This is a genomic window from Methylobacterium sp. WL12 (genome assembly GCF_008039475.1).
Classification (GTDB): domain Bacteria; phylum Pseudomonadota; class Alphaproteobacteria; order Rhizobiales; family Beijerinckiaceae; genus Methylobacterium; species Methylobacterium cerastii.
Genome location: NZ_VRUW01000023.1, coordinates 25,880 through 52,455, shown reverse-complemented (window position 1 = coordinate 52,455; position 26,576 = coordinate 25,880). Strand labels below are relative to the sequence as shown.

General features: G+C 66.5%; 24 protein-coding genes and 1 pseudogene. 17 read left to right on the top strand and 8 right to left on the bottom strand.

Features of this window, described 5'->3' with window-relative positions; translation table 11 throughout:
* Positions 1–110: 110 nt before the first annotated feature.
* The 4 genes from FV226_RS11400 to FV226_RS11385 all read left to right on the top strand — a co-directional run bounded on the left by FV226_RS11400 (position 111) and on the right by FV226_RS11385 (position 4,567).
* Positions 111–512: an exopolysaccharide production protein YjbE gene (locus tag FV226_RS11400; protein WP_147762988.1), complete on the top strand. Its 402-nt coding sequence runs from the start codon at positions 111–113 to the stop codon at positions 510–512.
* 123 nt (positions 513–635) lie between these two features.
* On the top strand, positions 636–1,811 hold the full coding sequence (locus FV226_RS11395) for a glycerate kinase (protein WP_147762987.1): 1,176 nt from the start codon (positions 636–638) through the stop codon (positions 1,809–1,811).
* 5 nt (positions 1,812–1,816) lie between these two features.
* The gene (locus FV226_RS11390) at positions 1,817–3,199 is read left to right on the top strand and encodes an SLC13 family permease (RefSeq protein ID WP_187278735.1); all 1,383 of its coding nucleotides are present in this window, start codon (positions 1,817–1,819) and stop codon (positions 3,197–3,199) included.
* 162 nt (positions 3,200–3,361) lie between these two features.
* Positions 3,362–4,567 carry a DUF2252 family protein gene (locus tag FV226_RS11385; RefSeq protein ID WP_147762985.1) on the top strand — a complete coding sequence of 402 codons (1,206 nt, stop codon included), beginning with the start codon at positions 3,362–3,364 and terminating at the stop codon, positions 4,565–4,567.
* A 248-nt stretch (positions 4,568–4,815) separates the two neighbouring features.
* Here FV226_RS11385 and FV226_RS11380 read toward each other — a convergent pair whose 3' ends face one another.
* The 6 genes from FV226_RS11380 to FV226_RS11355 form a co-directional block, all read right to left on the bottom strand.
* Positions 4,816–5,703: a YihY/virulence factor BrkB family protein gene (locus FV226_RS11380; protein WP_147762984.1), complete on the bottom strand. Its 888-nt coding sequence runs from the start codon at positions 5,701–5,703 to the stop codon at positions 4,816–4,818.
* Positions 5,704–5,795: 92 nt separating this feature from the next.
* The gene (locus FV226_RS11375) at positions 5,796–6,047 is read right to left on the bottom strand and encodes a hypothetical protein (protein WP_147762983.1); all 252 of its coding nucleotides are present in this window, start codon (positions 6,045–6,047) and stop codon (positions 5,796–5,798) included.
* Positions 6,048–6,106: 59 nt separating this feature from the next.
* Positions 6,107–7,405, bottom strand: a complete 1,299-nt coding sequence (locus tag FV226_RS11370) for a DUF2254 domain-containing protein (RefSeq protein ID WP_147762982.1) — start codon at positions 7,403–7,405, stop codon at positions 6,107–6,109.
* Positions 7,402–8,397: a mechanosensitive ion channel family protein gene (locus FV226_RS11365; protein WP_147762981.1), complete on the bottom strand. Its 996-nt coding sequence runs from the start codon at positions 8,395–8,397 to the stop codon at positions 7,402–7,404. Before FV226_RS11365 ends, FV226_RS11370 begins: the two co-directional genes overlap by 4 nt.
* Before the next feature lie 109 nt (positions 8,398–8,506).
* Positions 8,507–8,755, bottom strand: coding sequence for a hypothetical protein (locus FV226_RS11360; protein ID WP_147762980.1), 249 nt, complete (start codon positions 8,753–8,755; stop codon positions 8,507–8,509).
* 26 nt (positions 8,756–8,781) lie between these two features.
* Positions 8,782–9,234, bottom strand: a complete 453-nt coding sequence (locus FV226_RS11355; protein WP_246686197.1) for a PRC-barrel domain-containing protein — start codon at positions 9,232–9,234, stop codon at positions 8,782–8,784.
* A 384-nt stretch (positions 9,235–9,618) separates the two neighbouring features.
* Between FV226_RS11355 and FV226_RS11350 the strand changes: the two genes are divergently transcribed.
* From FV226_RS11350 to FV226_RS11300, 11 genes and pseudogenes are all read left to right on the top strand, one after another.
* The gene (locus FV226_RS11350; protein ID WP_210246508.1) at positions 9,619–10,173 is read left to right on the top strand and encodes a fasciclin domain-containing protein; all 555 of its coding nucleotides are present in this window, start codon (positions 9,619–9,621) and stop codon (positions 10,171–10,173) included.
* Between the two features lie 224 nt (positions 10,174–10,397).
* Positions 10,398–10,733, top strand: a complete 336-nt coding sequence (locus FV226_RS11345) for a hypothetical protein (protein WP_246691564.1) — start codon at positions 10,398–10,400, stop codon at positions 10,731–10,733.
* 95 nt (positions 10,734–10,828) lie between these two features.
* Positions 10,829–11,365 (top strand): YetF domain-containing protein, encoded by a 537-nt coding sequence (locus tag FV226_RS11340; RefSeq protein ID WP_147762978.1) that lies wholly within the window; start codon positions 10,829–10,831, stop codon positions 11,363–11,365.
* Positions 11,362–12,429: an endonuclease/exonuclease/phosphatase family protein gene (locus FV226_RS11335; RefSeq protein ID WP_147762977.1), complete on the top strand. Its 1,068-nt coding sequence runs from the start codon at positions 11,362–11,364 to the stop codon at positions 12,427–12,429. Before FV226_RS11340 ends, FV226_RS11335 begins: the two co-directional genes overlap by 4 nt.
* A 55-nt stretch (positions 12,430–12,484) precedes the next feature.
* Positions 12,485–13,738, top strand: coding sequence for a sodium:proton antiporter (locus tag FV226_RS11330; RefSeq protein WP_147762976.1), 1,254 nt, complete (start codon positions 12,485–12,487; stop codon positions 13,736–13,738).
* A gap of 65 nt (positions 13,739–13,803) precedes the next feature.
* Positions 13,804–14,871 (top strand): calcium/proton exchanger, encoded by a 1,068-nt coding sequence (cax, locus tag FV226_RS11325; RefSeq protein ID WP_147762975.1) that lies wholly within the window; start codon positions 13,804–13,806, stop codon positions 14,869–14,871.
* A gap of 430 nt (positions 14,872–15,301) precedes the next feature.
* Complete coding sequence (locus FV226_RS11320; RefSeq protein WP_147762974.1) at positions 15,302–15,844, top strand: hypothetical protein; 543 nt, start codon at positions 15,302–15,304, stop codon at positions 15,842–15,844.
* Between the two features lie 471 nt (positions 15,845–16,315).
* The gene (kaiC, locus tag FV226_RS11315; RefSeq protein ID WP_147763007.1) at positions 16,316–17,989 is read left to right on the top strand and encodes a circadian clock protein KaiC; all 1,674 of its coding nucleotides are present in this window, start codon (positions 16,316–16,318) and stop codon (positions 17,987–17,989) included.
* The gene (locus FV226_RS11310) at positions 17,986–18,309 is read left to right on the top strand and encodes a circadian clock KaiB family protein (RefSeq protein WP_147762973.1); all 324 of its coding nucleotides are present in this window, start codon (positions 17,986–17,988) and stop codon (positions 18,307–18,309) included. The genes kaiC and FV226_RS11310 overlap by 4 nt, the downstream gene beginning before the upstream one ends.
* Complete coding sequence (locus tag FV226_RS11305; protein WP_246691563.1) at positions 18,306–18,635, top strand: circadian clock KaiB family protein; 330 nt, start codon at positions 18,306–18,308, stop codon at positions 18,633–18,635. The genes FV226_RS11310 and FV226_RS11305 overlap by 4 nt, the downstream gene beginning before the upstream one ends.
* A gap of 16 nt (positions 18,636–18,651) precedes the next feature.
* Positions 18,652–20,391, top strand: a pseudogene (locus FV226_RS11300) (ATP-binding protein); the annotation flags it as partial.
* Between the two features lie 249 nt (positions 20,392–20,640).
* On the opposite strand, the gene FV226_RS11295 reads toward FV226_RS11300, so the two are convergent.
* Complete coding sequence (locus FV226_RS11295; protein WP_147762971.1) at positions 20,641–21,171, bottom strand: redoxin domain-containing protein; 531 nt, start codon at positions 21,169–21,171, stop codon at positions 20,641–20,643.
* Between the two features lie 344 nt (positions 21,172–21,515).
* On the bottom strand, positions 21,516–22,010 hold the full coding sequence (locus tag FV226_RS11290; RefSeq protein WP_147762970.1) for a hypothetical protein: 495 nt from the start codon (positions 22,008–22,010) through the stop codon (positions 21,516–21,518).
* A gap of 327 nt (positions 22,011–22,337) precedes the next feature.
* Between FV226_RS11290 and FV226_RS11285 the strand changes: the two genes are divergently transcribed.
* Positions 22,338–23,159 carry a Crp/Fnr family transcriptional regulator gene (locus FV226_RS11285; protein WP_246691562.1) on the top strand — a complete coding sequence of 274 codons (822 nt, stop codon included), beginning with the start codon at positions 22,338–22,340 and terminating at the stop codon, positions 23,157–23,159.
* Positions 23,159–26,497: a PAS domain S-box protein gene (locus FV226_RS11280; protein ID WP_210246509.1), complete on the top strand. Its 3,339-nt coding sequence runs from the start codon at positions 23,159–23,161 to the stop codon at positions 26,495–26,497. Before FV226_RS11285 ends, FV226_RS11280 begins: the two co-directional genes overlap by 1 nt.
* The last annotated feature ends 79 nt before the right edge of the window (positions 26,498–26,576 follow it).

The window sequence follows — 26,576 nt, the reverse complement described above, 5'->3', positions numbered from 1 at the left end:
CTGGGTCGGTACGGTTGCCGCGTTTGCCTGGTGGGAGCCGCACCTCGTTCAGGAACCTGACGCCGCCCGCAGTCTTGTTTGCAAGAATCAAAAAACTTGAGGAAACGCTTATGAGATCGTTCGCCATCGCCGCCGCGGCCACCTTCGCCCTGGCGGTGCCGGCCTTTGCCGCCCCCTGCAACACCGGCACGACCAAGGCCAAGGACCCCACTCCCGGGCAGGTCATGCCGAAGAGCTCGGACGTCGACAAGTCGAGCCAGAACCTGGCCGGTGGCCAGCAGCCCGCCTCGCCCGGCACCATCGGCGCGATGAACAACGCCGGCGCCAACCAGATGGTCGGGCAGAAGCCCGGTTCCGAGGCGAAGAACGACCAGGGCGCCGGGGTGGGCACCTCTAGCAAGAACCTCGCGGGCGGCCAGCAGCCGGCCTCGCCGGGCACGGTCGGCGCCATGAACAACGCTGGCGCCAACCAAAAGCTCGGCGATCAGGCTACCAAGGACGATGGCTGCTGAGGTTAGCCGGACTTGTAAGCAAGGCGTCACAGGGCTCGCTTCGGATCACCGTAGCGGGCCCTTCCCATTTTCGGTCCGTCCCTCGTTGGACGCATGATGCGGTGCGAGGACCGAACTCAAGTCATGAGTATCCGCATTCTCGTCGCTCCCTCCGGCTTCAAGGGATGCCTCGACCCCGAGCATGTTGCGAGTTCGATAGCGACTGGCCTTCGTCGAGCATCGAACGGTGTCGATATCCGCGAACTGGCCCTTGCGGACGGTGGCGAGGGCACTGCCGTGACGCTTGCCCGGATGACGGGCGGTTTACTCCGGCCGACACGTGTCACGGGGCCGCTCGGCGAAACGATGGACGCGTCGTTCGCCGTGCTCGGAGGTCTCCACCGCGGAACCGCCGTCGTCGAACTCGCCGCCGCGGCAGGTTTGAGCCATGTGCCCCGTGACCGCCGCGACCCGATGCGGACGACTACCCGCGGCGTCGGAGAACTCATCCTGGCAGCAATCGACGCCGGGGCAATGAGGGTCATTGTCGGGTGTGGGGATTCCGGGGTTAACGACGGCGGCGCCGGTCTAGCGCGCGCGCTTGGCGTGCGTCTTCTTGACCGAACCGGGCGGGACATCCCAGAGGGCGGCCTTGGTCTCGCCGAGCTCGACCGCATCGACCTCGGCGGCCGGGACCTGCGTCTCGCCCAAGTCAGGGTCGATGTTGCCTGCAATATCGAGAACGTTCTGACCGGCCCCCATGGCGTCGCCCGCGTCTACGGCCCGCAGAAGGGGGCGAGCAATGAGGACGTCGAGGCCATGAGCGCGGCGCTCGACCGCCTAGCCGAGGTCGTCGAGCGCGACTGCGGCGTCGATGTCCGCCTCATGCCCGGGGGCGGCGCGTCCGGGGGCGCGGGAGCCGGGCTCCACGCCCTGCTCGGCGCCCGGCTGACATCGCGCTTCGAGATCCTGTTCCCGTTCGTCGACGCGGCGGTCGGTTGGGCGGACCTTATCGTCACCGCTGAGGGTGGCCTCGACTACAAGAGCGCCCGCGGCAAGATCCCGGCGGAGATGGGCCGGCGCGGCGCGGCCGCAGGCAAGGCGGTGATCGTGTTGGCCGGCACCCTGGGCGAGCGGTCCGGCGAGGTCTTGGAGGAAGGCGTATGCGCCTACTTCTCCGCCATCGGACGTCCGCAGTCGCTCCAGGAAGCGATGCGAGATGTCGAAAGCCAGCTTGAGCGAACCGCCGAGCAGATGATGCGGACTTTCCTGGCCGGCGCCGCTCTTGGACGTCTCCAGATCGATGCCGGTCGGGAATGATCAGGATGTCCTCCAAGCGGACCTTGCTGGTCGCCTGCGCGCTCGCAGCGCTATGCGTCGCCGTGTCCCTTCCGGAAAGTCTCGATTGGCCGGCCAGGGCCGCGCTGTTGGCCTTCGGCGGGGCCGCCATCTTCTGGACCCTGACCGAACTGAACGGCGCCTACGTCGCCGTGGCCGCCGCCCTGTCGCTCGTCGCGACGCGCGCCGTCGAGCAACAGGCGCTGATCGATGGGCTGGGTTCGAAGGTCGTGTGGCTCGTGATTGGCACCTTCGTCCTGGGCGCTGCGGTGGCGAAGAGCGGGCTCGCCGGTCGGCTAACGGCGCTGATCACTGGAGGCGGCACGACAGTCGGCGGCCTGATGTGGCGCATGACCTTCGGCATCGTCCCGCTCGCGTTCCTGATCCCGTCGACTTCCGGACGCGCCGCGATCCTCCTGCCGCTGTATCGCAGCCTGATCGAGGCCGACGACGACGAGCGCCTTGCGCGCGCCGTCGGCCTGCTGATCCCCTCCGTCATCGTCATCTCGACGATCTGCAGCCTGACCGGCGCCGGGTCGCACCTCGTTGCGGTCGATTTGCTGGAGCGTCTGTCCGACAAGACCATCGGCTTCGGGCAATGGATGCTCTGGGGACTGCCGTTCGGCCTACTCGCTTGCCTGGTTACGGCCTTCGTGATCGGTCGCCTGTTCCTCGATCGCGAGACGCGGGAGCGGCGGGTGGCTAGAGTCGAGGCCGAGGCCGGTCCCTTATCCGCCGCCGAGTGGAGAACGGGGGTGGTCGTGGCGGCCATGCTGGGCCTCTGGTTGACCGAGGGATACCACCCGTTCGGCATCGCTACCGTGGCGGTCGCTGGCGCAGTGCTGCTCACGATGCCGGTGGTCGGCGTGCTCGACTGGGACGAAGGCGTCGAGGCGGTGAACTGGTCTCTGATCCTGTTCATCGCAGCTTCGCTTGTGCTTGGGCGCGCCCTGATCTCGACCGGCGCCGCCAAGTGGCTGATAGGCTCGGCTTTGACGACGAGTGGGATCACCGATGACAGCCCGACCCTTGTGGTGCTGCTGGCCCTATCGGCGCTGGGTATGTCGGCCCACCTTTACATGGTGTCTCACACCGCGCGGGTGGCTGCGCTCCTGCCTCCCCTACTTCTCTTAGCGCAGGCGCTCCACCTCAACCCGGTCGCGGTCGCGTTCCTGGCCAATGCCGGCATGGATTACTGCCTGACGCTGCCAATCAGCTCGAAGGCGCTTCTGGTCTTCCAGGGCGGGGAGCGACAAGCTTGGACCTCGACCGACCTGCTGAAGCTTAGCGCTCTTCTGGCGCCCGCCTACGCGGCGCTGATAGTAGCCGCCTACTACCTATTATGGTCGCGAACTGGCTTGGCCCTGTGACGTCGAGAGACCGGTCCCATCGCTTTTGCGCCAAAGAAACTTGGATTTTGACCGGGCCACCGGATCGAGCAGTGGCCTGACTGATCGAGGAACGATGGTCACCGACCGTATTCCCGTTCGCGGAACGCCAACCGTTCGGCCTCCGGCCGCTGGAGCTAATTCATGTCCAAGTATCGGATCTACGAACCCGGTGAACGCCAGGCTGCTTTGGAGCGCCGGCGACTGCGCAAGATGGCGCGCACCGCCCACGGCTACGTTCGTGGCAACACGCGGCATTTCTACGAATGGCTCGGACAGATGCCCGACCTCGCCCTGCCTGAGACGCCCCCGATCTGGATCTGCGGCGACTGCCACATCGAGAACCTGGGCGCGCTCGCCGGATCGGATGGGAGCATCGCGGTCCAGATCCGGGATTTTGACCAATCCGTGATCGGCCATCCGGGACACGACCTGATCCGGCTGTGCCTATCCCTTGCGTCGGCCGCGCGCTCGTCGGACCTGTCCGGAACCGTGACCGCGCGCATGGTCGAGGAGGTCGTTCGGAACTATGCCCTGGCACTCGCTCGGGGACGCCGCGATGAGGTCCCGAAGGCGCCGGAACTCGTCGAAGCGACGCAGCGCTGCGCGTTCGACCGAAGCTGGAAGCACCTCGCCAAGGACCGCTTGAAGCACAAGACGCCTTCCATCGAGCCCGGCAAGAAGTTCTGGCCGATGGCGGCGGAGGAGCGCACGGCGGTCGTCGCGCTGTTCGCCCAGCCGGCGATCCGCGACCTAGTGCTCAAGCTCCACCGTCGCGAAGCCGAGACGCGGATCGAGGTTGTCGACGCAGCCTACTGGGTGAAGGGCTGCAGCTCGCTCGAACTGCTGCGCTATGCCGCCATCATCGAGATCCGGGACGGCGGCAAAGCCCCGAGCTACGCGCTGTTCGACATCAAGGAGGCCGAGGCTCCCATTGCACCGGCAGCCCGGCCCGAGGCGATGCCCAACGATCCGGCCAAGCGCGTGGTCGCGGGTGCGCGGGCCCTCTCGCCGATCCTCGGCGAACGCATGGCTACCGGCCGGGTCATGGATCGGCCCATGTTCGTCCGCGAGTTGCTGCCCCAGGACCTGAAGATCGAGGTCGATCAGTTCGCCTCGAAGTCCGCGCTCGGCGTGGCGGGCTATCTCGCCTACGTGGTCGGCGACAGCCACGGCCGGCTGATGGACGCGGAGGCGCGCAAGGATTGGCGGCGCACGGTGCGCCAACGCGGCACCGCGGAAATCGACGCACCGGATTGGCTCTGGAAGTCCGTTGTGGCGATGTCGGGGCGTCACGAGGCGGCCTACCTCGACCATTGCTGCGCGCACGACCTAATCTACCGGCACTGAGCTCATCGGTGCTGTCGCGGCTATGAACGCGACCAAGGGAAGGGACACGGCGCCCGCCCGGCGCATGTTCAGGCAGGGCGATGGACCGCGTCGGGATAGCTCGGTCGACCGAAGGGACGGCCGCCGTGGCGACCATCGGGTCACGCGAGTGGAACGCGATCTGTCCGTACGTGCCGGCGACCTACGGGATCGGCATGGCCCGGCCGGTTGGCCGATCACGTTAGGGCCGAGGCGTCGGCGAAGTTCGATTACCCCTGTCGATCCGGATCGTTCGCGGACCGGTCATCGACTGACCCGCCTCCGTAGAGGCTGGTCTCGCTGCCGATGGCCGCGTCGAGTTCCGCCCCGCACAGCACGATGACGAATGACAGCCACAGCCAGAGCAGGAAGGCCACGACCGTGCTGAGGGAGCCGTAGGTCACGGCGAAGCTGGCGAACCGGCCCGTGAACCAAGAGAACAGGCCGCAGGTCAGCAGCAGCAGGAGCGCGGCGACGGCGCCCCCGACGGTGACGAACGGCCACCCCTCGCGCCCGTTCGAGGGGGCGAGCCGGTACAGCGTCGCCAGCGCCAGCGCGAGCACCGCGAAGAGGACCGGCCAACGCAGGGGAGAGAACGCGGCGTAGAGGCCCTCCTGCGGCAGCACGTGGGGCACGAGGACCGCCAGCGTCATCGCGCAGACCAGAACGACCAGGGTCCCCAACGTGCACAGCAGGGTGACGATGGTGAAGCGCAGCCAGCCGCGGCCTTCCTCCTCGTCGAAGATCAGGTTGAGGGCCTTGAACAGCGCACGCATGCCGCTGTTGGCGCTCCACAGGGTGAAGGCCAGGCCGAGAAGCGGTGCGGCCGGGCCGAGGAGGTCGCTTCCGCGATCCGCCGGATTCTTCGCCATCGAGGCGCCCACGGCTTGCTGCACGATCTCGCGCGTGCTGTCCGGCACGGCCTGCATCGCGCCCTGAAGGAAGTTGCGGACCTCGTCCGCGCCGAGCAACCGGCTTCCTAGCCAGACCACCAGTGCCACTGCAGGGAATACCGCCAACGCGACCCGGAAGGCGACCCCCGAGGCCACGAAGCTGACCTGGTCCGCCGAAGCCTCGCGTGCGGCATGCCGGGCAATCCGGACCGCGGTTCCGCTCATGATTCCTCGCACGCCGACATGAAGGGTAGAAGACGACGGATGTCCGTGGCCGGCGACGATGCGACTGCACGCGGGCCAACGGCCGCAGCCGATCAGCGTGGCTTGGCGGCTCCCTCGCCGGTCGATCCGACCGCCCCGGCCTTGGCGCCAGGCTTCCCTTCCCCGGCGCCCGACCCTGCGGTCGTCATGTCCGTGCCCGGTCGCGTGACCTCACCGGTGGGGCGGGTCCCGACGCCCATCCCACCGGTCCGGACGCCGTCATCCTTGGGTGGCTCGGCGACGGGTGCGGCAATCGCCAGCGTGGGAAATGCCGCGACGAGGAGTGAGAGGGCGAAGCGGGTCATTCGGTCGTCCTTCGATGGATTGGAAACCAAGATGTGGCACCGGAGAATGTCGTGCGCCCTCACGCGGGCTGGTGGCCTTCGCGCATCTTCACGAAGCGGACATGCCGTGCCTCCAGATCGGAAAGGTCGTGCGGATCGGCGACGTCACGTCTGGCCGCGGCGATGACGAGATCCGCATGGCGGGCGAGCTCTGCGGTCCGGTTCGTCAGCCGCTCAACCTCGGCGATGCGGGTGAGCACGTCGAGCATCCGGGCGAGCACATGCACCGAGCCGGCGGCGTTCTGGCGGATCATGTGGAACATCGAATCGCACAGGCCGTCGTAGTCGGTCACCGGCACGACGACCACGACCTCGCCTTCGCGCGCGACCGCTCCGGTCGGCAGATGCCGCGACGCCACGCGGCTCAGGGCGTCGCCGAGGTGGTCGACGACGCTGCCGGCGGTAAACGGGTCATTGATGCCCGGCGAGAGCGCCCGGACCGCGATCTCGACGAGCTGCCGGATCGAGTATTCCAGGTCCTGAAGGGCGGCGGGGCGTCGCCCGAACGTCAGTGCCCGGCGAATGGCCGGCTCCGCGCCCTCGACCCCGGCGGAGAGGAACGCGACCGGAAACCCGCTCGGCACGTAATCGCCCGGTCGCACCCGCAGGGCGACGGTGACGCGGTGCTCGTGAGCCCAGCCAGCCAACCCATCCTCGTCGACGGCTTGAAGGTAACCGCTGCCATCGGTGGAGACCCCACCACCGGTCGGTAGCACGGCCGGGAGCGTCATGCCTGCGCCGTCGCGGGTGCGCGCCTCGACGGCGGAGAGGAGGTCGCGATGGACCGCGTCGACCACCGTCTCGACGTTGATGCTGGCGGCGATGTGGTGGACGAACCAGACCAGGGTGGCGAGCGAGAGCAGCGCCAGCACCATCGCCCCGGTGATCGCCAGATGTGGGACGAACGGGCTCTCCTGCACGGTACGCACGGTGCGCAGGACCATCAGCGCGTAGGCGAATGTGCCGAGGAAGATGCCCAGGACAATCTGGTTGCGGGCGTCGCGGGTGAAGTTGCGAAGGAGCCTCGGGCCCATCTGGCCTGAAGCCAGCGTCAGGGCCGCGATGGTGATGGAGAAGGTCGTTCCGGCGACCCCGATGGTCGAAGACGCCACCGCGCTGAGTAGGGCCCGGGCCCCCTCGGCCCCACCGGAATAGCCCCAGTTCTGGTTCGGCGAGGAGGCGTCGTAACCGGCGATGTGGGCCGTCTCCAGCCAAATCCCGAGTTGCGCCAGCGCGATGCAGCCGAGAACGATCAGGGCCGGCCGGAGCCAGAATAGGTCCCCTAGCCACTCTATCCAGGCCTGGATGCGCGCCTTCATGCCGGGTCTCCCTTCCCTTCGGAGTCCCTGCCCTCGCGCTTTCCGCGTTCGAAGTCGGCACGAGCCTCACGGAGCACTTCCCAGCGGGCGCGGGGTGGGCTCTTGCCGGCGGGCCAGCCTTCGCGCTGCCGGGTGCGGTCGCCATCCGACGCCTCGGTCTGGTCGTGCAGCAGCACCTGGCTCGTGGGATACGGAAGGTCGATGCCGGCGGCGGTGAGCGCGTCCTTCACGTTCGAGATGGCATGATCGAACGCATCCACCGCGTCGCGGCGCCGTGGCGGGTCGATCCAGAACCGCGCCGACATGTCGACGCCGGCCGCCCCGAGGCCGGTCACGAGCGCCTCCGGTGGCGGGTCGGCGAGCACGCCTTCGGTCCCGCGCAGGGCTTCGACGATGACGCGGCGGGCCTCCCTCATGTCGTCGTCGTTGCCGATGGTGAGCGGGAAGGCGAGCCGGCGCGTATCGTGCGCAGTCATGATCGTGATCTTGTCGACGAACAGCGTCGCATTCGGGATCAGGATGCGCTGGTTGTCGTAGGTCCGCAGCACCGTCGCCCGAACCCAGACGTCCTCGACCGTGCCCTCGTGCGAACCAGCGCGGATCTGGTCGCCGATGACGAAAGGGCGGGTCAGCAGGATGAGGATGCCCGCCAGCAGGTTCTGCAACACGTCCCGGAAGGCGAAGCCGATGGCGACGCCGCCAATGCCGAGGAGGTTGAACAGGTCCGCGGCCGAGACGGAGGGGAAAGCCACCGAGGCCGCGACCAGGAACGACACCAGGATGGTCATGCCGCCGGCGATGCGCCCGAGCACCGCGGCCGAGCCGGGCGAGGCCTCCCGAAGTTCCGCCGCCCTGCGAACGGCGGCCCGGACGCCGCGTGCGACCAGCAATCCGACGCCGAACAGGACGAGCGCGATGACGAGCCCCGGCACGAGGGCGGCGGCCGAGCGGCCAAGCCCTTCCAGACGTCCCAGCGCTTCCGAGAAGATCATGCGGAGTCCCGTTTCATGCGAAAGCCGCCGGTGGCGGATGAGCCAGCCGGCGGCGCTTCATCGTTTGCCCGCGAGGACACTTGATCCACGCGGGCGATGTCGGACCGTCTCAGCGACGCGGGCCGCCCGTGGTCTGGCCGTACTGCTTCGCACCGGGTCGGCGCGACGGCATGTTGGCGTTGCCGCCGCTGCTGCGGTGGCGCCGCATCTGCCGGCGGGACATGCGCACCTGAACAAGGTCGGAGCCGGTCGAGGTGCCGATGCCGGCCGCGTTCACGGGCAGCGCCGAGGACGGCAGGGTCGAGGCGCCAAGGCCGAGGCCGGCCAGAAGCGCCGAGGCGAGGAGGGTGTGCTTCATAGTCGTCGCTCCTTTCGTGTGGCGGATCACTTCTTCATCTTCGAGTAGGTGAACTTCGGCGCGTTCTTCAGGGTGTCCTTGTCGGTGTCGGCGTGGACCATCCACTTGCCGTCCTTATCGCTGATGGCGAGCGTCGACGGGTCAAGCACGACGTAGCTCTCGCCCATGCCGAGGAACCCGCCGACGCTGACCACGACGCCGGTCAGGGTCTTGCCGTTCTCGATCACCAGGTCCTCGACCTCGCCGACGGTCTCGTTCTTGTTGTTGTAGACGGTCGTGCCGACGAGCTTGGACGACATCACGTCGGCCGGCTTCACGGTGACGTACTTGAGCTTCACCGTCGCGGTGTCGGCCATCTTCATCCCCATGTCGGAGGACGAGCTCATGCCCGTGGTCGGGGTTGCGGGCGCCGTCTGTGCGAGCGCCGGGACTGAGAGGCAAGCGAGCGCGATGGCGGCGGTGATGGTGCGATAGGACAAGACGTTCTCCGGGTGAGGGCTTCGAAGGTGCAGATCGGGATGCCGGACCACGGGGCCAGGCATGTGCCCTTCAAGGCTGCACGGTTCGGGGCCACAACGTCCTCGTTCAGGAAACGTTCAGAAAAATCGTCGCCCGCCCCATGAACATTTCGTAAGTTACCGCCACGAAACGGATCGACAAACGGACTTGGCAACGTCTCTCATAACAAGCGACTCGCAGTACACCGGCGCGATGCGTGGCATGAACGAAAATTAATCCTTGGTCATAGTCAGCTTGAGGATGACTTTCTTGTGATGATTGCGGCGAAACCGGAAGCCACATCGATCCGTAACGTCGTCATGAGCCTCGATGATCGAGCCTCGATGACATCAACAGGATTTTCGATGATGCGTACGACCCTGACCGCCGCCTTCCTCGCCTCCGGCCTGGCCTTCGCGGCGCCGGCCTTCGCCGAGACCGCCCCCATGGTTGGCGGGGCGCCGATGATGGCCGACAAGACCATCGTCGAGAACGCCTCCAAGGCCAGCAACCTCACGACCCTGGTCGCCGCCGTGAAGGCCGCCGGGCTCGCCGACACCCTGAGTGGCAAGGGTCCGTTCACGGTGTTCGCCCCGACCAACGCGGCCTTCGCGAAGCTGCCGGCCGGCACCGTCGACACCCTGCTGAAGCCCGACATGAAGAAGACGCTGACGGGCGTGCTCACCTACCATGTCGTCCCGGGCAAGCTTGACGCGAAGGAACTCATGGCCAAGGCGAAGATGGGCGGTACTGAGGCCAACCTGAAGACGGTCGAGGGCCAGGTGCTGACCGTGAAGATGGACGGCGACCGGCTGGCGCTGATCGACCAGAAGGGCGGCGGCGCCTTCGTCGAGCAGGCCGACGTGTTCCAGTCGAACGGCGTCGTGCACGTCATCGACAGCGTCCTGATGCCGAAGTAACCCGACACCACGGCCGGCCTACCCCTTTCATGGGTGGGCCGGCCCGCCGTGGCATCGTCGCTCCATGCCTCGCCGGCCGCGGCGATGACATGGAAGGTCGGACGGACCACCTGCAAGCGGATCGTCCCGCATCATGGGTTTCGCGTCAGGAACAGGAACCAACGGGTTCGGCGGGGTTTCAGATCGGGACCCCCGATGACCGCCGAACCGACAGGACGTTTCGCATGAGCTCGCCCAACTTCACCCTGCTGGCGTCCGGTCCCGTTGTCAGGCGCATCGTCGGAACCGTCATGCTCGCCTCCGGCGTGGCGCTTGCAGGCCCCGCGGTCGCCCAGTCGGCAGCCAGCTCCATCGACCAGCCGACCCCCGGGACGCTGCCCTCCGGAACCTCGACGACGAAGGGCGCCGGAAACGCGCGCCACGAGGGCAACGGTCAGGTCGCGCCGCCGAGCGCGATCCAATCCTCGACCGACGTCATGCAGTCCGAGGGTTCGGTCCAGGGCAAGAGCCAGGGCGGCAGGACGGACCCGATCAAGCACCTGCCGAAGGACATGCGATGACCGGCGATTGATCGGAACGTCCGCGGACCTCCCCGACGGGAAGCCCGCATGTCGATGCCCATCCCTCCGGGGAACACACCCGGAGGCCGCCTTCCATGTTCTTCGACACTTGGTCCGGCCTGCTCAGGGTCATCGTGGTCGGGCCCTTGGCCTACGTCGCGCTGATCCTGTTCCTCAGGATCTCGGGCAAGCGCACCCTGACCAAGCTGAACGCCTTCGACCTCGTTGTGACCGTGGCGCTCGGCTCGACGCTGTCGTCCATCGTCCTGACGAAGTCGGTCGCGCTGCTGGAAGGGGTGCTCGCCCTGGCGACCCTCATCGGCCTGCAGTACCTGATCACCTGGTCGAGCGTCCGCTCGGCGTGGGTCCGGTCGCTGGTCAAGGCCGAGCCGACGTTGCTCGCCCACAAGGGACAGCTGGTCGAGGGTGCGATGCGCCGCCAGCGGCTGACACGGGACGACGTGCTCTCCGCCCTGCGCACGGAAGGGCTCGACGACCTATCGCAGGCCTCCGCGGTCGTGCTTGAGACAGACGGCTCGATCAGCGTGCTCAAGACGCTGTCCGACCGCGGGGACGGCCTGACCGGCGTAGCCCGCCCGGAGACGGGCCAACCTGCCGAGCGCCGTTCGTGAAGGCCCTCGTCCGCAATACGCTCATCCTGCTCGCAACCGTCCTGGCCGCCGCGAGCCTGATCCCGCTGATCCCGACCGAATGGTGGGCGGTCCGGCTGCTCGACTTCCCGCGCCTGCCCTTCGCTGTCGGCTCGTTGGTCGTCGGTCTGGCCTTGTTCCCCTTCCTCAAGGGATCTCCGAGGTCGACCCTTCCGGCTCTTGCGCTCGCAACCCTCGCACTGGCGGTCAACGCCTGGATCCTGTGGCCTTATCGGCCCACGGGTGGGATGCGGGTCGACGCATGCCCGGCCGAGCGCCGTCTCTCGGTGCTGATCGCGAACGTGCAGTTCGGGAACCGGAACGCCGCGCCGCTGGTTGAGGCCGTCGCGCGGGAGGAGCCCGACCTGTTCCTCGCGATGGAGACCGACGCGTGGTGGGACGAGGCCCTGAAGCCCGTGCTCGCGTCGATGCCCCATGCCCTGCAGCGGATCACGGGGTCGTACTACGGCATCCACTTCTTCTCGCGGCTGCCCCTGGTAAACGGCGGCATCCGGCATCTCGGAGGGCAGGACACTCCGGCTGTCGTGACCGGCGTCACCCTGCGCAGCGGCGAGGTCATCGACTTCATCGGTCTTCACCCGAAGCCGCCGCAGCCCTGGCAATCCGCTCGCGGACGGGACGCCCAGCTCTACGCAGCGGCGTCTGTGCTGCGCGAACGGGTCGAGCCCGGCATCCTCGCCGGCGACCTCAACGCGACGCCCTGGGAGATCGCGGTGGAGCGCATGGCTAGGCTGTCCGGGCTGATCGACCCACGCCGCGGGTATGGCTACGTCGCGACCTGGAACGCGCACTCGTCCTGGCTGCGCTGGCCGCTCGACCAAGTCTTCCACGAGGGCGGCTTCGCGACGGTTTCCATCGAGCGCCTCGACGCCTTCGGCTCGGATCACTTCCCTTATCTTGTCCGCCTATGCCGTCGGGCCGGCGAAACCCCGACGACACCTGTTCAGCGAAGCGCCGAGGACGTCGCCACGGCCAACGCGGTTCTTGCCGCGGCGGGGATGACCGAACGACTGCAGCCGCGATGAGCGCACGGACCGAAAACTGCCCCATAGCCCGCCTTGATGCGGGTCGGAGATTCCCATGATCTCGATCTTCGACCTCGCTGCCCTGCTGCTGACCCTCTCGGCCCTGTTCGGCTGGCTGAACCGTCGCTTTCTGCGGATGCCGCACACCATCGGCCTGCTCGTGATGGGGCTGCTCGCCTCGCTCTCGCTCGTCGGCCTCGACCTCGCCTTCCCGGCCCAGCACCTCTACGCGGACCTCACCCAGGTGCTCGGCCAGGTCGACTTCACCGACGTGGTGATGAACGGCATGCTGGCGTTCCTGCTGTTTGCCGGCGCCATGAGCCTCGACCTGCGCATGCTCCGCGACCGAGCCTGGGCCGTCGCGACGCTGGCGCTGGTCGGCACCCTGATATCCACGGCCCTCGTCGGCGGCGCGTTCTGGCTGGCGGCCGACGCCATCGGCAGGCCGGTCCCGCTCGCCTGGGCCTTTGTATTCGGCTCGCTGATCAGCCCGACCGATCCGGTAGCGGTTTTGGCGACCCTCAAGAACGTGAAGGTTCCCGAGGCGTTGGAGGTCGAGATGCAAGGCGAGGCCCTGTTCAACGACGGCATCGGCATCGTGCTGTTCACGGTTCTGGTGGCCTTCGCCGCGGGCTCGGGCGGGGAGACCACGAGCGCCGGTGGCGTGGCCAAGCTGCTCGTGCAGGAGGCCGGCGGCGGCCTCGTCCTCGGGGTAGTCACCGGCTACGTCGCCTATCGGGCGATGCGCGCCATCGACGACTTCCCCGTCGAGGTGCTGATAACCCTGGCGCTGGTCGCCGGGACCTACGCGCTCGCCCAGAAGCTCCACTTCAGCGGCCCCCTCGCGGTGGTCGCCGCAGGGCTCCTTGTCGGCGACCGGGCCCCGCGCGACGCGATGAGCGAGCGGACGCAGGGCTACGTCTCCGCCCTCTGGACCTTGATCGACGAGGTGCTGAACTCGGTCCTGTTCCTGCTGATCGGGCTAGAAGTGCTGGTGCTGCGCTTCGAGGTGAGCGGCTTGGTCCTCGCCGCTTGCGCCGTCCCCATCGTCCTCATCGCCCGTCTGGTGGCCGTCTCGACGCCGCTGCTCATGTTCCGCTGGGGTGGCAACCTCTCGCCGCGCAACGTGCCGTTCCTGACCTGGGCGGGGGTGCGCGGCGGCATCTCGGTGGCGCTGGCCCTGTCCATTCCGGAAAGCGACGCCAAGCCCGCGATCCTGGCTGCGACCTACGCGGTGGTGCTCTTCACCATCATCGTCCAGGGCTCGACGCTGGGCATGGTCGCGCGGCGCACGCTGCGCGCCGGCTGAGAGACGACGCCTACGGCACCGGCCCGCGTCGGCCGGTACACCTCCATCGGATATCGTAACCCCACATGGTCTTCACCCTCCTCCTCGTCCTCATCCCGATCTCGGCGGCGCTGAAGTACCTCGTCGGGGCCTCGCCGCTCCTGGTGTTCGCCTCCAGCGCCCTCGCCATCGCCGTTCTGGCGGAGTGGGTCCGACGCGCCACCGACCAGCTTGCCGACCGGGTGGGGCCTGCCATCGGCGGTCTGCTCACCGTCAGCTTCGGTAGCATCGCCGAGCTCGTCCTGGCGCTGTTCGTCCTGCTGCGCGGCGAGGCCGCGGTGGTGCAGGCGCAGATCGCCGGGTCTATCATGGGGACCAGCCTGTTCGGGCTCGGCCTCGCCATCATCGTCGGCGGGGCGACACGGGAGCGGCAGAAGTTCAACGCCGAGCGCGCCGGCCTGCTGTCGACCCTGCTGATCCTCGTCGTCATCGCCCTGCTGCTGCCGGCGGTGTTCGACCTAAGCGGACGCATGTCCGGCCAGGGCAAAACGCTGGGCATCACCGACGAGGAGGTCAGCCTCGGCGTCTCCGTCGTTCTCCTGCTGCTCTACCTCGCTAACCTCGCCTTCACGCTGGTCACCCACCGCGACGTGTTCTCGAACGACAAGGGCAGCGGCGAGGCCGACTGGAGCCTGCCGTTCGCCATCGGGGTCCTGATCGCCGCGACGGTCGCCATCGCCTTCGAGTCCGAGATGCTCTCGGGGACGATCACTGAGGCCGCCGGGAGCCTGCACCTCTCGCCTATGTTTCTCGGCGTGATCGTGCTGGCCCTGGTCGGCACGGCCGGCGACCTGTTCGCGGCGGCGTGGTTCGCCCATGAGGACCGCATGGGGCTCGTCTTAAATATCTGCATCGGCTCGGCCATCCAGGTCGCGCTGGTGCTGGCACCGCTCTTGGCCATCATCTCCTGGGCGCTTGGCCACCCGATGTCGCTGGTGTTCTCGAACCCGCTGCACCTGTTCGGCATCGCGAGCACCGCCTTCATCGTCAACGCCATCGCCCGCGACGGCGAAACCACGTGGTTCGAAGGCCTCCTGCTGCTCGGGGTCTACGTCCTGTTCGGCCTGGCCTTCTTCTTCGCGAGCCCGGCCTGACCCCAGTATGGCACCGCGCCATCCAAGGTAGCGAGGGGGGCGCAAGGTCGACCGGCGTCACCATTCCCATGACGGCGCTGGTGGCCTTGCCGGCGAATGGAGTGCTGCCTACGCGGCGTCGGGATGCCGGCGACAGCGTGCGCCCGTGATCCTGGCCATCGCCGATGCGCTCCGCCACCGTAGTTGATGCCGCCCTGTCAAGCCGTCTCCACGGTCGTTAGGCCGCGTATCCGCATCACGACCCGCCGTCTGAATGCGTAATGCGTTCACCTCAAGCATCGTGCTTCGCGTAGTCATTCTATACCGGTACAAACCGAGGGCAGTGACTGCATGGTCTGTTACGTAGTGTTTTAGCCTGACGAATATGGAACTGTCGTGGTTCCGACACCGTTCTTAAATTATGCAAAACATCTCCGGAAATTCTTTGCGCATGAATAAGATTGCTCTTGTTGCGACGGCAGCCTTGGGCCTTGGCGTATTAGCATCGCCATCCGCTGAGGCTCGTGGCTTCGGTCATGGTGGTGGCTTCGGTCATGGCGGCGGCTTTGGCCGTGGTGGGTTCGGTCACGGCGGGTTCGGTCGTGGCTTCGGCGGCGGGTACAGGGGAGTCGGTTTCGGTCGCGGCGGGTTCGGTCGCGGTTTCGGCGGGTATAGGGGCGTCGGCTTCGGCGGCGGTTATGGTCGTGGCTACGGCGGGTACCGCGGTGGGTATGGCCGCGGATATTACGGTGGCGGCTACGGGCGCCGGGGGATCGGACCGGGTGCCGCCATCGGGCTTGGCATCGCCGGCCTCGCGGCGGGCGCCATCGCATCGAACGCCTACGGTGGTTATGGTTACGGCGGATACGGCTACGCTCGTCCGGTCGGTTACGGCTACGGCGGTGGTTATGGTGGCGGCTATGGCTACGGCCAGCCGGTCGGCTACGGCTATGGCGGTGGCTACGGGTATTCGCCCTACGGCTGCGGGTACTGACATTCCGGCACGGTTTGATCTCGGGGCCGCCTTTGGGCGGCCCTTTCTTTTTTGGGAACGCCTGCTTGCAGTTGGCTTGGCAAGACAGAGAACCACGGCAAATACGGGTGGTTTTCAGCCAGTCGGCTTCCGGACGAGCGTATACAGAAGCTGTTGACGACATAGTGGCATGCCCCTCAGGGACACCTTCCCGTGACAAGTGCTATCGTCGTATTGCTGCTCGCGATACCAAGAGTTAGGCCAAGCCCGCTACGCCGGGTTTCGGAAGGATGATTTTGAAGACCCCACTCGCCCTTCGGATCGAGCCTGCCCTTCTCATCGCAGCGCGGGAGTGTGCACGGCGTGACAACCGCAGCTTGACGAATTTCATCGAGACGGCGTTACGAGACCGGATCGCGCAAGTGACCCCAGGCGCCCTTTTGCAGGGGCAGCCGGGAGCAAAGGATATGAAACGTGACGCCTGACGTTTCCATGGGGCGCTTCTTACCAAAAGCGCGAACCGGCATTTCTGGCTTCGACGACGTCACCTTCGGAGGCCTACCTGCGGGACGTCCCTCGCTCGTGTGTGGCGCAGCTGGCTGCGGCAAGACCCTGTTCGCCGTGACCTTCCTGGTGAACGGCGCGACGTTGTTCGACGAACCGGGCGTGTTCATGAGCTTTGAGGAGCGCGCCGAGGATCTCGCTGCCAATGTCGCCTCTCTTGGCTACGACCTCGATGCACTGGTGGCTGACGGCAAGCTCGCCATCGACCACGTTCGCGTCGAGCGCAGCGAAATTGAGGAAACCGGTGAGTACGACCTCGAAGGCTTGTTCATCCGCCTCGGCTATGCCGTCGACACCATCGGCGCCAAGCGCGTCGTGCTCGATACCATCGAGACCCTGTTTGCCGGACTGTCTGACGCGAGCATCCTGCGCGCCGAGCTTCGGCGCTTGTTTGGATGGCTTCGGGACCGCGGCCTGACTGCCGTCATCACTGGCGAGCGCGGTGACGGCCAGCTCACGCGTCAGGGCCTGGAAGAGTACGTTTCCGACTGCGTGATCCTGCTCGATAACCGTGTCGAGGATCAGGTTACGACGCGCCGCCTGCGAGTGGTGAAGTACCGTGGTTCGGCGCATGGCACCAACGAGTACCCCTTCCTGATCGATCAGGATGGCATCAGCGTCCTGCCCGTGACGTCCGCCGAACTCGACTACGAGGTTTCGAACGATATCGTATCGAGCGGCATCGATGGGCTTGACGCGATGCTCGCGCCGGGTGGGTTCTACCGCGGCTCCAGCATCCTCGTCTCGGGGGTGGCCGGAACAGGGAAGACCACGATCAGTTCGCACCTCGTCGACGCGGCCTGCCGGCGCGGCGAGCGCTGCATGTCGTTCGTCTTCGAGGAGAGTGGTGCGCAGATCTGCCGCAACGCCCTCTCCGTCGGCGTGGACCTCAAGCCGCATGTCGACGGTGGCCTACTGCGCTTCGAAGCCGCTCGCCCGACCTTATTCGGCCTGGAAACGCATCTGGCGCGGATGCATCGCGATATTGAGCGCTTCCGGCCGACTATCGTCGTCATCGATCCAATCTCGGCCTTGCGTGGGCCGGCGGTCGAGTTGCAGGCGACGCTTCTTCGCATGGTCGACATGCTGAAGAGCCGCGGGATCACGGCGGTGTTCACCAGCCTTCGTACGGATGGCACCTTCGATCAGGTCGGGGACCTCGGCTTGTCCTCACTGATGGACGCGTGGATCAAGCTCATCGATGTCGAGGCCAACGGCGAGCGCACACGCACTCTCTACGTAATCAAGGCCCGTGGCATGAGCCACTCCAACCAGGTTCGTGAGTTCCAGATGTCGGCGGCCGGGATCAAGCTCGTCGATGCGTATGTCGGACCGGCCGGCGTGCTGACGGGGACGGCACGCGTCGTCCAGGAAGCAGAGGAACAGGCGATTGCCCTGCGGCGGACCCAAGAGGCCGAACGGCGTAAGCGCGAGGTCATCCGACAACGTCAGGCTATCGAGCGGCAAATCGCGGAACTGCGCGCCAGCCTAGCGGTGGCCGAGGAGGAAGAGGGCGTCCTGCGGGATGAGGATGACACCCGTGAGACGCTGCTGGGGGTGGAGCGCCGGGCGATTACGGTACGACGGAGCGCAGCCGAATGAGCGAGGACCCGATCACCGGCGACGAGATTGATCCCGGTCCCTATCACATGCGCCTCTACGTGGCGGGTCAGACAGCGAAGTCGATGGCTGCGTTGTCCAACCTGAAACGCATCTGCGAAGAGCATCTACCCGGCCGGTACGACATCGAGGTCATAGACCTGATGAAGAACCCCAAGCTTGCGGCGGGCGACCAGATTCTTGCTATCCCGACCCTGGTGCGTCGTTTGCCTGAGCCGCTCAAGCGGATCATTGGCGACCTCTCGAACACTGAGAAGGTTTTGGTTGGGCTCGATCTTCGTCCGAAAGCCAGGACCACTTGAGCGAGGAGGTAAAGGGTTTCGATCCACCACCACGGTATGTGCTGCGGCTGTTCGTGGCCGGCATGACCCCGCGCTCGCAGCGCGCCATCGCGAACCTGCGCCGCATCTGCGACGAGCAACTTGCCGGGCGGGTCGACCTCTCCACCATCGATATCTTCCAGCAACCCCATCTCGCCGAGAAGCACCAAGTCGTCGCCGCCCCGACGCTGCTCAGGCTGGAACCTTTGCCGGTTAAGCGCCTGATTGGGGACCTCTCCGACGAGGCTAGGGTTCTCTCCGGTCTCGACCTGCCAATGTCGCTTCGGAAGGCCGCCGATGGACGCTGATCCGTTCGGATTGACGGCTGCGGAACTGCGCGTCCGATTGAAGGTCGTCGAGGCGCGTCTGGAGGAGGCGGAGGAGACCGTGGCCGCGATCCAACGCGGTGACTTCGATGCCGTCGTCGTCGAGGACGCCACTGGCGAGCGTCTCATCTACACCTTGGAGAACGCAGACCGTCCCTATCGCGTCCTCATCGAGCAGATCCAGGAAGGTGCCTTAACCCTCGGCGCCGATGGAACGATCCTGTACTGCAACCTGCGTCTGGCCGAGATGCTCGGCGTCTCGCAGGAGCATGTCATCGGGCAGGCGCTGCATGCGTTCGTTCTGAGCGCGGATCTGCCGACGTTCCAGCGCCTGCTCGAAGGCGCGATGGATGGCGCTGTTCGCGGCGAACTGGCCTTGATTGTCCCTGGCGCTATCAGCCTACCGGTCAACCTCTCCCTCAGCCGCCTGCAACGCGATGACGTCACGCCCTTGCTCTGCGGTGTCCTGACCGACTTGAGCGAGCAGCGAGCGCATCTACGCGATCTCGCCGAGGCGAACGACCGGCTACGAGCCGAGAGCGCTGAGCGGGAGAGGATCGAGGAGGCCCTGCGCCAGTCGCAAAAGATGGAGGCGGTGGGGCAGCTAACGGGTGGATTGGCACACGACTTCAACAACCTGTTGGCAGGCATCTCCGGGTCTCTGGAGCTGATGCAAAGCCGCATGCTGCAGGGTCGGTTCAATGACGTCGAGCGCTACATGGCGGCCGCCCAGGGGGCCGCTAAACGCGCCGCAGCTCTGACGCACCGCCTCCTGGCTTTTTCCCGTCGTCAGACCCTCGATCCCAAACCCACCAACGTGAACCGACTGGTGTCGGGCATGCAGGAGCTGATCCAGCGCACGGTCGGTCCGGCGATCCCATTCGAGTTCATCGGCGTCTCTGGCCTTTGGCCGACCTTGGTCGATCCTTCCCAACTTGAGAACGCGCTTCTCAACCTTTGCATCAATGCTCGGGATGCGATGCCGGATGGTGGCCGCATCACGGTCGAGACCGCCAACAGGTGGATGGATGGGCCGGCATCGCGCCAGCAGGTTGTCCCGGAAGGGCAATACCTTTCGCTCTGCGTCACCGACACCGGCACGGGTATGACGCCCCAGGTCATCGAGCGCGCCTTCGACCCGTTCTTCACGACGAAACCGTTGGGCGAGGGCACGGGCCTGGGCTTGTCGATGATCTACGGATTCGCCCATCAATCGGGCGGACAGGTACGGATCTACTCCGAGGTCGGGCAGGGCACGACCGTATGCCTCTACCTGCCGCGCCACTTCGGCGAGGTTGGGGAGGAAACCAGCCACGCCATGCCGGAGATGCTAGCGCGCTCCGAGCAGGGCGAGACCGTCCTCGTCGTCGACGACGAGCCGACCGTGCGCATGCTGGTCACGGATATCCTGGAGGAACTTGGTTACACGGCCATTGAAGCCGGCGACAGCGCGGCCGGGCTGAAGGTTTTGCAATCGGACGTGCGCATCGACCTGCTCGTGACAGATGTCGGCCTGCCCGGGGGCATGAACGGGCGGCAGATGGCCGATGCAGCGCGGGTGTCGCGTCCCGATCTCCAGGTGCTGTTCATCACCGGCTATGCGGAAAACTCCGTCCTCGGCAACGGGCATCTCGCCCCCGGCATGGCGGTGCTGACCAAGCCCTTCGCCATCGACACGATGGCTGCGCGCATCCGTTCCCTGATCGAGGCGGGTAAGGATCAGGCTCAGCACACGTAACTCCACCTCCGTTCGAAGCGCGTTGCTGCCGGTTTATCGTCGAACGAGCGCCCGCTTCCGGGAACCCAGCAGCGGGGCTCTATGATGAAGTTGGGTTGCAACTCGCCCATCCGCGCCACGACCGGATCGGGTGGTTTCGAGACGTTATGCTTTCGACAAATCGAGGTATGAAAGGCGACACCAGTTCCGGCAGGAAAGATCGTCGGTTTCGGCACATTCCCGTCGATTGCGCCGCGCCTCTTCTACGTTTTACGCGACTACGAGGCGCTGGATAAGCGCTTCGGTCTGGGAGTAAGCGCCTTCACCAATATGAGAATAAACAATTATACCCTGTTTATCTACAATATATTCTGTCGGCCAATAATTATTACCCCACGCATTCCATGTACTCGAATCATTGTCAACCGCAATTGGGTAGTTTAGACCGAAACGTCGTACTGCAGCTTCCAAAGCCGGTCGGGATTTTTCCGCCGGCAATTCTGGCGTGTGGATACCGACGACGGTAAATCCTTGTTGTTGATACCGCGAGTGCCATGCTCGAATATAGGGCATGGCTGCAATGCAGTTGGAACAAGCACGGGCAAAAAAATTGATCAGCACGACCTGGCCGCGTAGTCCTTGCATGCTGAGGGGACGGCTGTTGAGCCAGCCCTCGATACCGACAAATTCCGGAGCGACAGGGGCAGCTTGAGCCGAGGGTACGAAAACATTGGACGCAAAGACGGCGGCACCTGTGCTTAAGAGGGCACGACGGTTTATCACGGTGCGAGGATCATCCATCTTGTCACCCAAAGATTGACCGCTGGCGTAGACTCGCTAACTGCCGGTCGACGCTCTGAGACCTTCGCTCCGCGTACGCCGAAGGTTACACGGCTCCGCAGATCCGAGCCGCCACTGCGCTGGTTGCAGCGGACAACGTTCGCGATCCCGGTCATGCCGGTGCAATGCCGATCTACAGTTCAAGATCGATCTTTGGTTTGGTCGACTGGTACGGAGCGCATAACTTTCGCACTCGAAATCGAACGGCAGCGCAGATTAGTGTCTGCTTGTAGGAATCACGGGGGCTACTCGCTACGACCAAGTCGGGTCGGCAGCAGACGGTACCAAGCATCAGATTTCGAGCACTAGGTGCTGAGGCTTCGGAAGGTCGAATCGCTTGTTTGAGGTTGGCGCTCGGACGAAGAGATAACCAGCACGGCGAGGCCGACGGCGATCGCATCCTCGACGAGGCCCTTGGTGCGGCCGCGCCCCGTGCGCGAGTTCGGGCCCCGTGCGGCCCGTCCGAGGAGCGTGCCGGCGACCGCACCTCCGACACCCGCGAGCGCCCCGATTTCAGGGGACGAACGGTGCACGGCCAACGCCCACCCACCGAACGCGCCGACGGCGATCCGGAACGCGAAGGACGGCGGGACGCGCCGATCCGGAGCGAACGGCATCTTGTCCCCGGCCATCTCGGCGATTGCCGCCCCCGTGGCGAGCATGCGGACGCCGGGGCCGGCCGGGATAAGGTTTCCCCGTGTGCGGCCCTCCGAGGCGGCCCAGGCCAGGGCGGCGCACGCCGTCATGTTGCGCATCCCTGCCACGAAGCCGAGACCGAAAGAGGTTGCGTAGCCCTGCATTCTAAATGCCTTCCCGCATGAGACGTGCCCCACCGGGGCAAGGTTGCGGTGCCTTCCCGTGTTCCAACCCGACCCGGCCGGACGTCTCGAAGGTGGCTGCGACAACCCGGGGACGATCAAGCGGAACGCCGACCGCTGAGCGTACGGTCCATGCCGAGCCGGTTCGGGCTAATAAAGGCGAGAGCTAAACCGTCGAACGCTTGGTGAGGCCGGCGATCACATCACGTTCCCGAAAGCAATCAATCGTCCGATTGTGGACAATCGATGCGCATGGCATACGCCGTTCCCCGGACGCGCATGGGCCGGCTGCGAACACCGAGCCCGACCTTGAGGCACCCGCCCCATCCCTTCGAGGGAAACCTGCTCCTGTCCGCGCTCGCCGCGCCCGACGCGGCACTGCTTGAACCGCATGTCATACGACGCGACCATCTTCGTGGAGACACGCTGTTCGAGGTGGACGAGGATGTCTCGCACGTCACGTTCCCCCTTGACCGGACCGTGGCGACCCTCGTCGTTCGCCTGGGCGGAGACCGCACCGTCGAGACCGCTACGGTCGGGCACGAGGGCGCCATCGGCGGAGTGGTGAGCCAAGGGTATCTGCCGGCCTTTACCCGTTGCGTCGTCCTCGTCGAGGGTTCGGCCCTCCGCATGGATGCCGACCGCCTCCGCGAGGCCAAGCAGGCATCGCCCACGCTGAACGACCTGTTCGTGCGCTACGCCGACTGCATGCTCGCCCAGGTCCTGCAGTCGGTGGCCTGCAACGCCGGCCACCCCATCGAGCAGCGCGTGCTGCGCTGGCTCCTTGGCCTTCAGGACCGGCTCGGGACCGATGCCTTGCCGGTTACGCAGGTCGTGGTGGGCAGCATGCTCGGGGTCGGCCGCTCGCGCATCGCCGCGGTACTCGCCGAGCTCCAGCGCGAGGGCCTGATCCATCTCGGCCATGGACGCATCCATATGCTCGACAGGGCACGAACGGAGGCCGCCGCCTGCGATTGCCACGCCCGGGTGAGAAAGCACTTCCGGACCGTCCTCGGGGCGACCTACGCGAGGGACGGCAGGATCGTTGCCGTTGAGGCGACGGAGCCCGGCGCGCCCCCGAAGGCACGACCGGATGCCATCCTGCCCGAAGCCCGGGGAACCGACCGATGATGTCCTTCCTCTCCGGCCCGGGTGAGATGGCGACGCGGATGCGCGCCTTCGATTGGGGCTCGACCTCGCTCGGCCCGCCGGAGCGTTGGCCGTCGGGCCTGCGCACGGCCATCCGACTGCTGCTCAACAGCCACCACCCCATGCAGATCTTCTGGGGACCGGAGGGGATCTTTTTCTACAACGACGGATTCGTGCCATCGGCCGGCCCGGAACGTCACCCCTCCGCCCTCGGACGGCCGGCCGCCGAGAGCTGGGGCGAGATCTGGCCCGTCATCGGATCGGAGGTGGCCAAGGTCCGCGAGGGCGGCGGCCACACCTGGTACGAGGACCAACACGTGCCGATCCTGCGCAACGGTCGGCTTGAGGACGCCTACTGGACCTATGGGTTCAGCCCCATCGACGACGAGACCGCACCGAACGGGGTCGGCGGGGTCATCTCGATCCTGACCGAGACCACCCGACGCAAGGGGCTGGAGGGCACCCTGCGAGGGATCAACGTATCCCTGAGGGCAGAGGGAGACCGTCTGCGCGAGATGTTCGAGCAGGCCCCGAGCTTCATGGCGGTGGTGCGCGAGCCGAGCCATCGCTTCGAGTTGACCAACGACGCCTACCGGCGCCTGATCGGCGACCGCGACGTGATCGGCCTCACCGTTCGGGAAGCCCTCAAGGACATCGACGGGCAGCCGTTCTTCGACCTGCTCGACCGGGTCTACACGACCGGTGAGCCGTTCATCGGACGGGGGGTCGAGATCTGGCTGGAGCGTACGCCCGGCGCGCCGAGCGAGCGCCGGATCATCGACTTCATCTACCAGCCCATCCGCGACCAGGCGGGATCCGTCACCGGCATCTTCGTCGAGGGCAACGACGTCACCGAGATGCATGCGGCGACCGAGGAACTGCGCGAGCGCGAGCAGCGACTGAGCCTCATCGTCGAGGCGGCCACCGACTATGCCATCCTGACCTTCGACGGCCAGCGGACTATTACGAGCTGGTCGGCCGGGGCGGCAGAGATCTTTGGCTACGACGCCGGGGAGATCATCGGGCGGAGCGCCGACGTGCTGTTCACGCCGGAGGATGTCCAGGCGGGCCAGCCGGCCAAGGAAGCGGCCTGCGCGCGCCTGGACGGCCAGTCGCCGGACGTCCGCTGGCATGCGCGCAAGGACGGCGGCAGGGCTTTCCTCAACGGGTCGTTGCGGGTGTTGCGCGACGCGGCCGGTAGGGAGCTCGGCTTCCTCAAGATCGCACGGGACGAAACCGAGCGGCGGAAGGTCGAGGAGGCGCTGCGGAAGGGCGAGGAACGCTTCCGCACGATCCTCGATACCGTCCAGGCCGCCTTCGCCATCGTGCAGGTCAAGTTCGATGCAGACGACGTGCCGGTCGACTACCTGTTCATCGAAGCCAATCCAGCCTTCGAGCGCGAGGCCGGGGTCAACCTGCGCGGCAAGTGGGTCACCGAGTTCGCCCCCGACCTGGAGCGCTTCTGGTTCGAGGCCTACGGACGCGTCGCGAGAACCCGGGAGCCGGAGAACTTCGAGAGCTACGCCAAGGCGTTCGGTCGTTGGTTCGACGTCCGGGCAGTCCCGGTCGGGGACGCGGCCGACCGGCAGATCGCGCTCATCTTCAACGACGTCACCGAACGCCGTACGGCCGAGGAACGACTGCGCGCCAGCGAGGCCTTCGCCCGGAGAAACGTGGAGCGGGTGCAACTGGCGCTCGCGGCGGGCGCCATCATCGGAACCTGGAACTGGGACCTCACGACGGACCGCTTCACGGTCGACGATGCGTTCGCCGACGCCTTCGGGCTCGACCCGACGCTCGGCAGGGATGGCATCCCGCTGGCGCAGATCGTGGCAACGGTCCACCCCGACGACCAGGCGGGCCTTGCCGAGGCCATCGACGAGGTCATCGCCCGGGGCGGAGCCTATGCCCATCAGTACCGGGTCCGGCGCACGGACGGGAAATACTACTGGCTGGAGGCGAACGGGCGCGTCGACCACGCACCGGACGGCACGCCCCAGAGCTTCCCGGGCGTCCTCCTCGACGTCGAGACGCGCCGCAGCGTCGAGGCGGAGCGCGACCGGGCCATCGCCGCGTTGCGGAGCCTGAACGATACGCTCGAACAGCGTGTCGCCGAGCGGTCGGCCGTCCTGGTCGAGACCGAGGAGAGGCTGCGGCAGTCTCAGAAGATGGAGGCGGTCGGCCAGTTGACTGGCGGACTGGCGCACGACTTCAACAACCTCCTTGCGGGCATTTCAGGCTCCCTGGAGATGATGCAGAACCGCATGCAGCAAGGGCGTTTCACGGACCTCGAACGCTACATGGCGGCCGCCCAGGGCGCCTCGAAGCGCGCCGCGGCCCTGACCCACCGCCTGCTCGCCTTCTCGCGGCGTCAGACCCTCGACCCCAAGCCCACCGACGTGAACAGGCTCGTCGCCGGCATGCAGGAGATGATCCAGCGCACCGTCGGGCCCGGCATCCCGGTCGAGGTGGTAGGCGCGTCCGGCCTATGGCCGACCTTGGTGGACCCGTCCCAGCTTGAGAACGCCCTGCTCAACCTGTGCATCAACGCTCGCGACGCGATGCCGGACGGCGGGCACATCACGGTCGAGACGGCCAACAAGTGGCTCGACGATCAGGCCGCCAGGAAGCAGGGCATCCCGGAGGGGCAGTACCTGTCGCTCAGCGTCACCGACACCGGGACCGGCATGCCGCCGGAGGTGATCGCGCGGGTGTTCGAACCCTTCTTCACGACGAAGCCCATCGGCGAGGGCACGGGGCTCGGCCTGTCGATGATCTACGGTTTCGCCCAGCAGTCCGGCGGGCAGGTCCGCATCTACTCCGAGGTCGGGCAGGGCACGACGGTGTGCATTTACCTGCCCCGGCACTACGGCGAGGCCGAGGAGGAGGAACGGTCGGCCCCGCTCGACCCCATGCCCCGGTCTGAGCAGGGTGAGACGGTGCTGGTGGTCGACGACGAACCGACCGTGCGGATGCTGGTCACCGACATCCTGGAGGAACTCGGCTACACGGCCATCGAGGCCGCCGACAGTGCGGCCGGCCTGAAGGTGCTGCAGTCGAACGTGCGCATCGACCTGCTGGTCACCGACGTCGGGCTGCCCGGGGGGATGAACGGCCGGCAGATGGCCGATGCCGCCCGGGTATCGCGGCCGGACCTGAAGGTGCTGTTCATCACCGGCTACGCCGAGAACGCGATCCTCGGCAACGGTCAGCTCGCCCCCGGCATGGCGGTGCTCACCAAGCCGTTCCCGATAGAGTCCATGGCGACGCGCATCCGCTCCATGATCGAGGGGCGCAAGGATCAGGTGCGGAGCACGTGACCTCGCGTCCCTTACGGATCGCCATGGCCATCCCGGAAACCGAGCCTACTTGGGTGGGCAGGTCCCGAGACGCGCGACG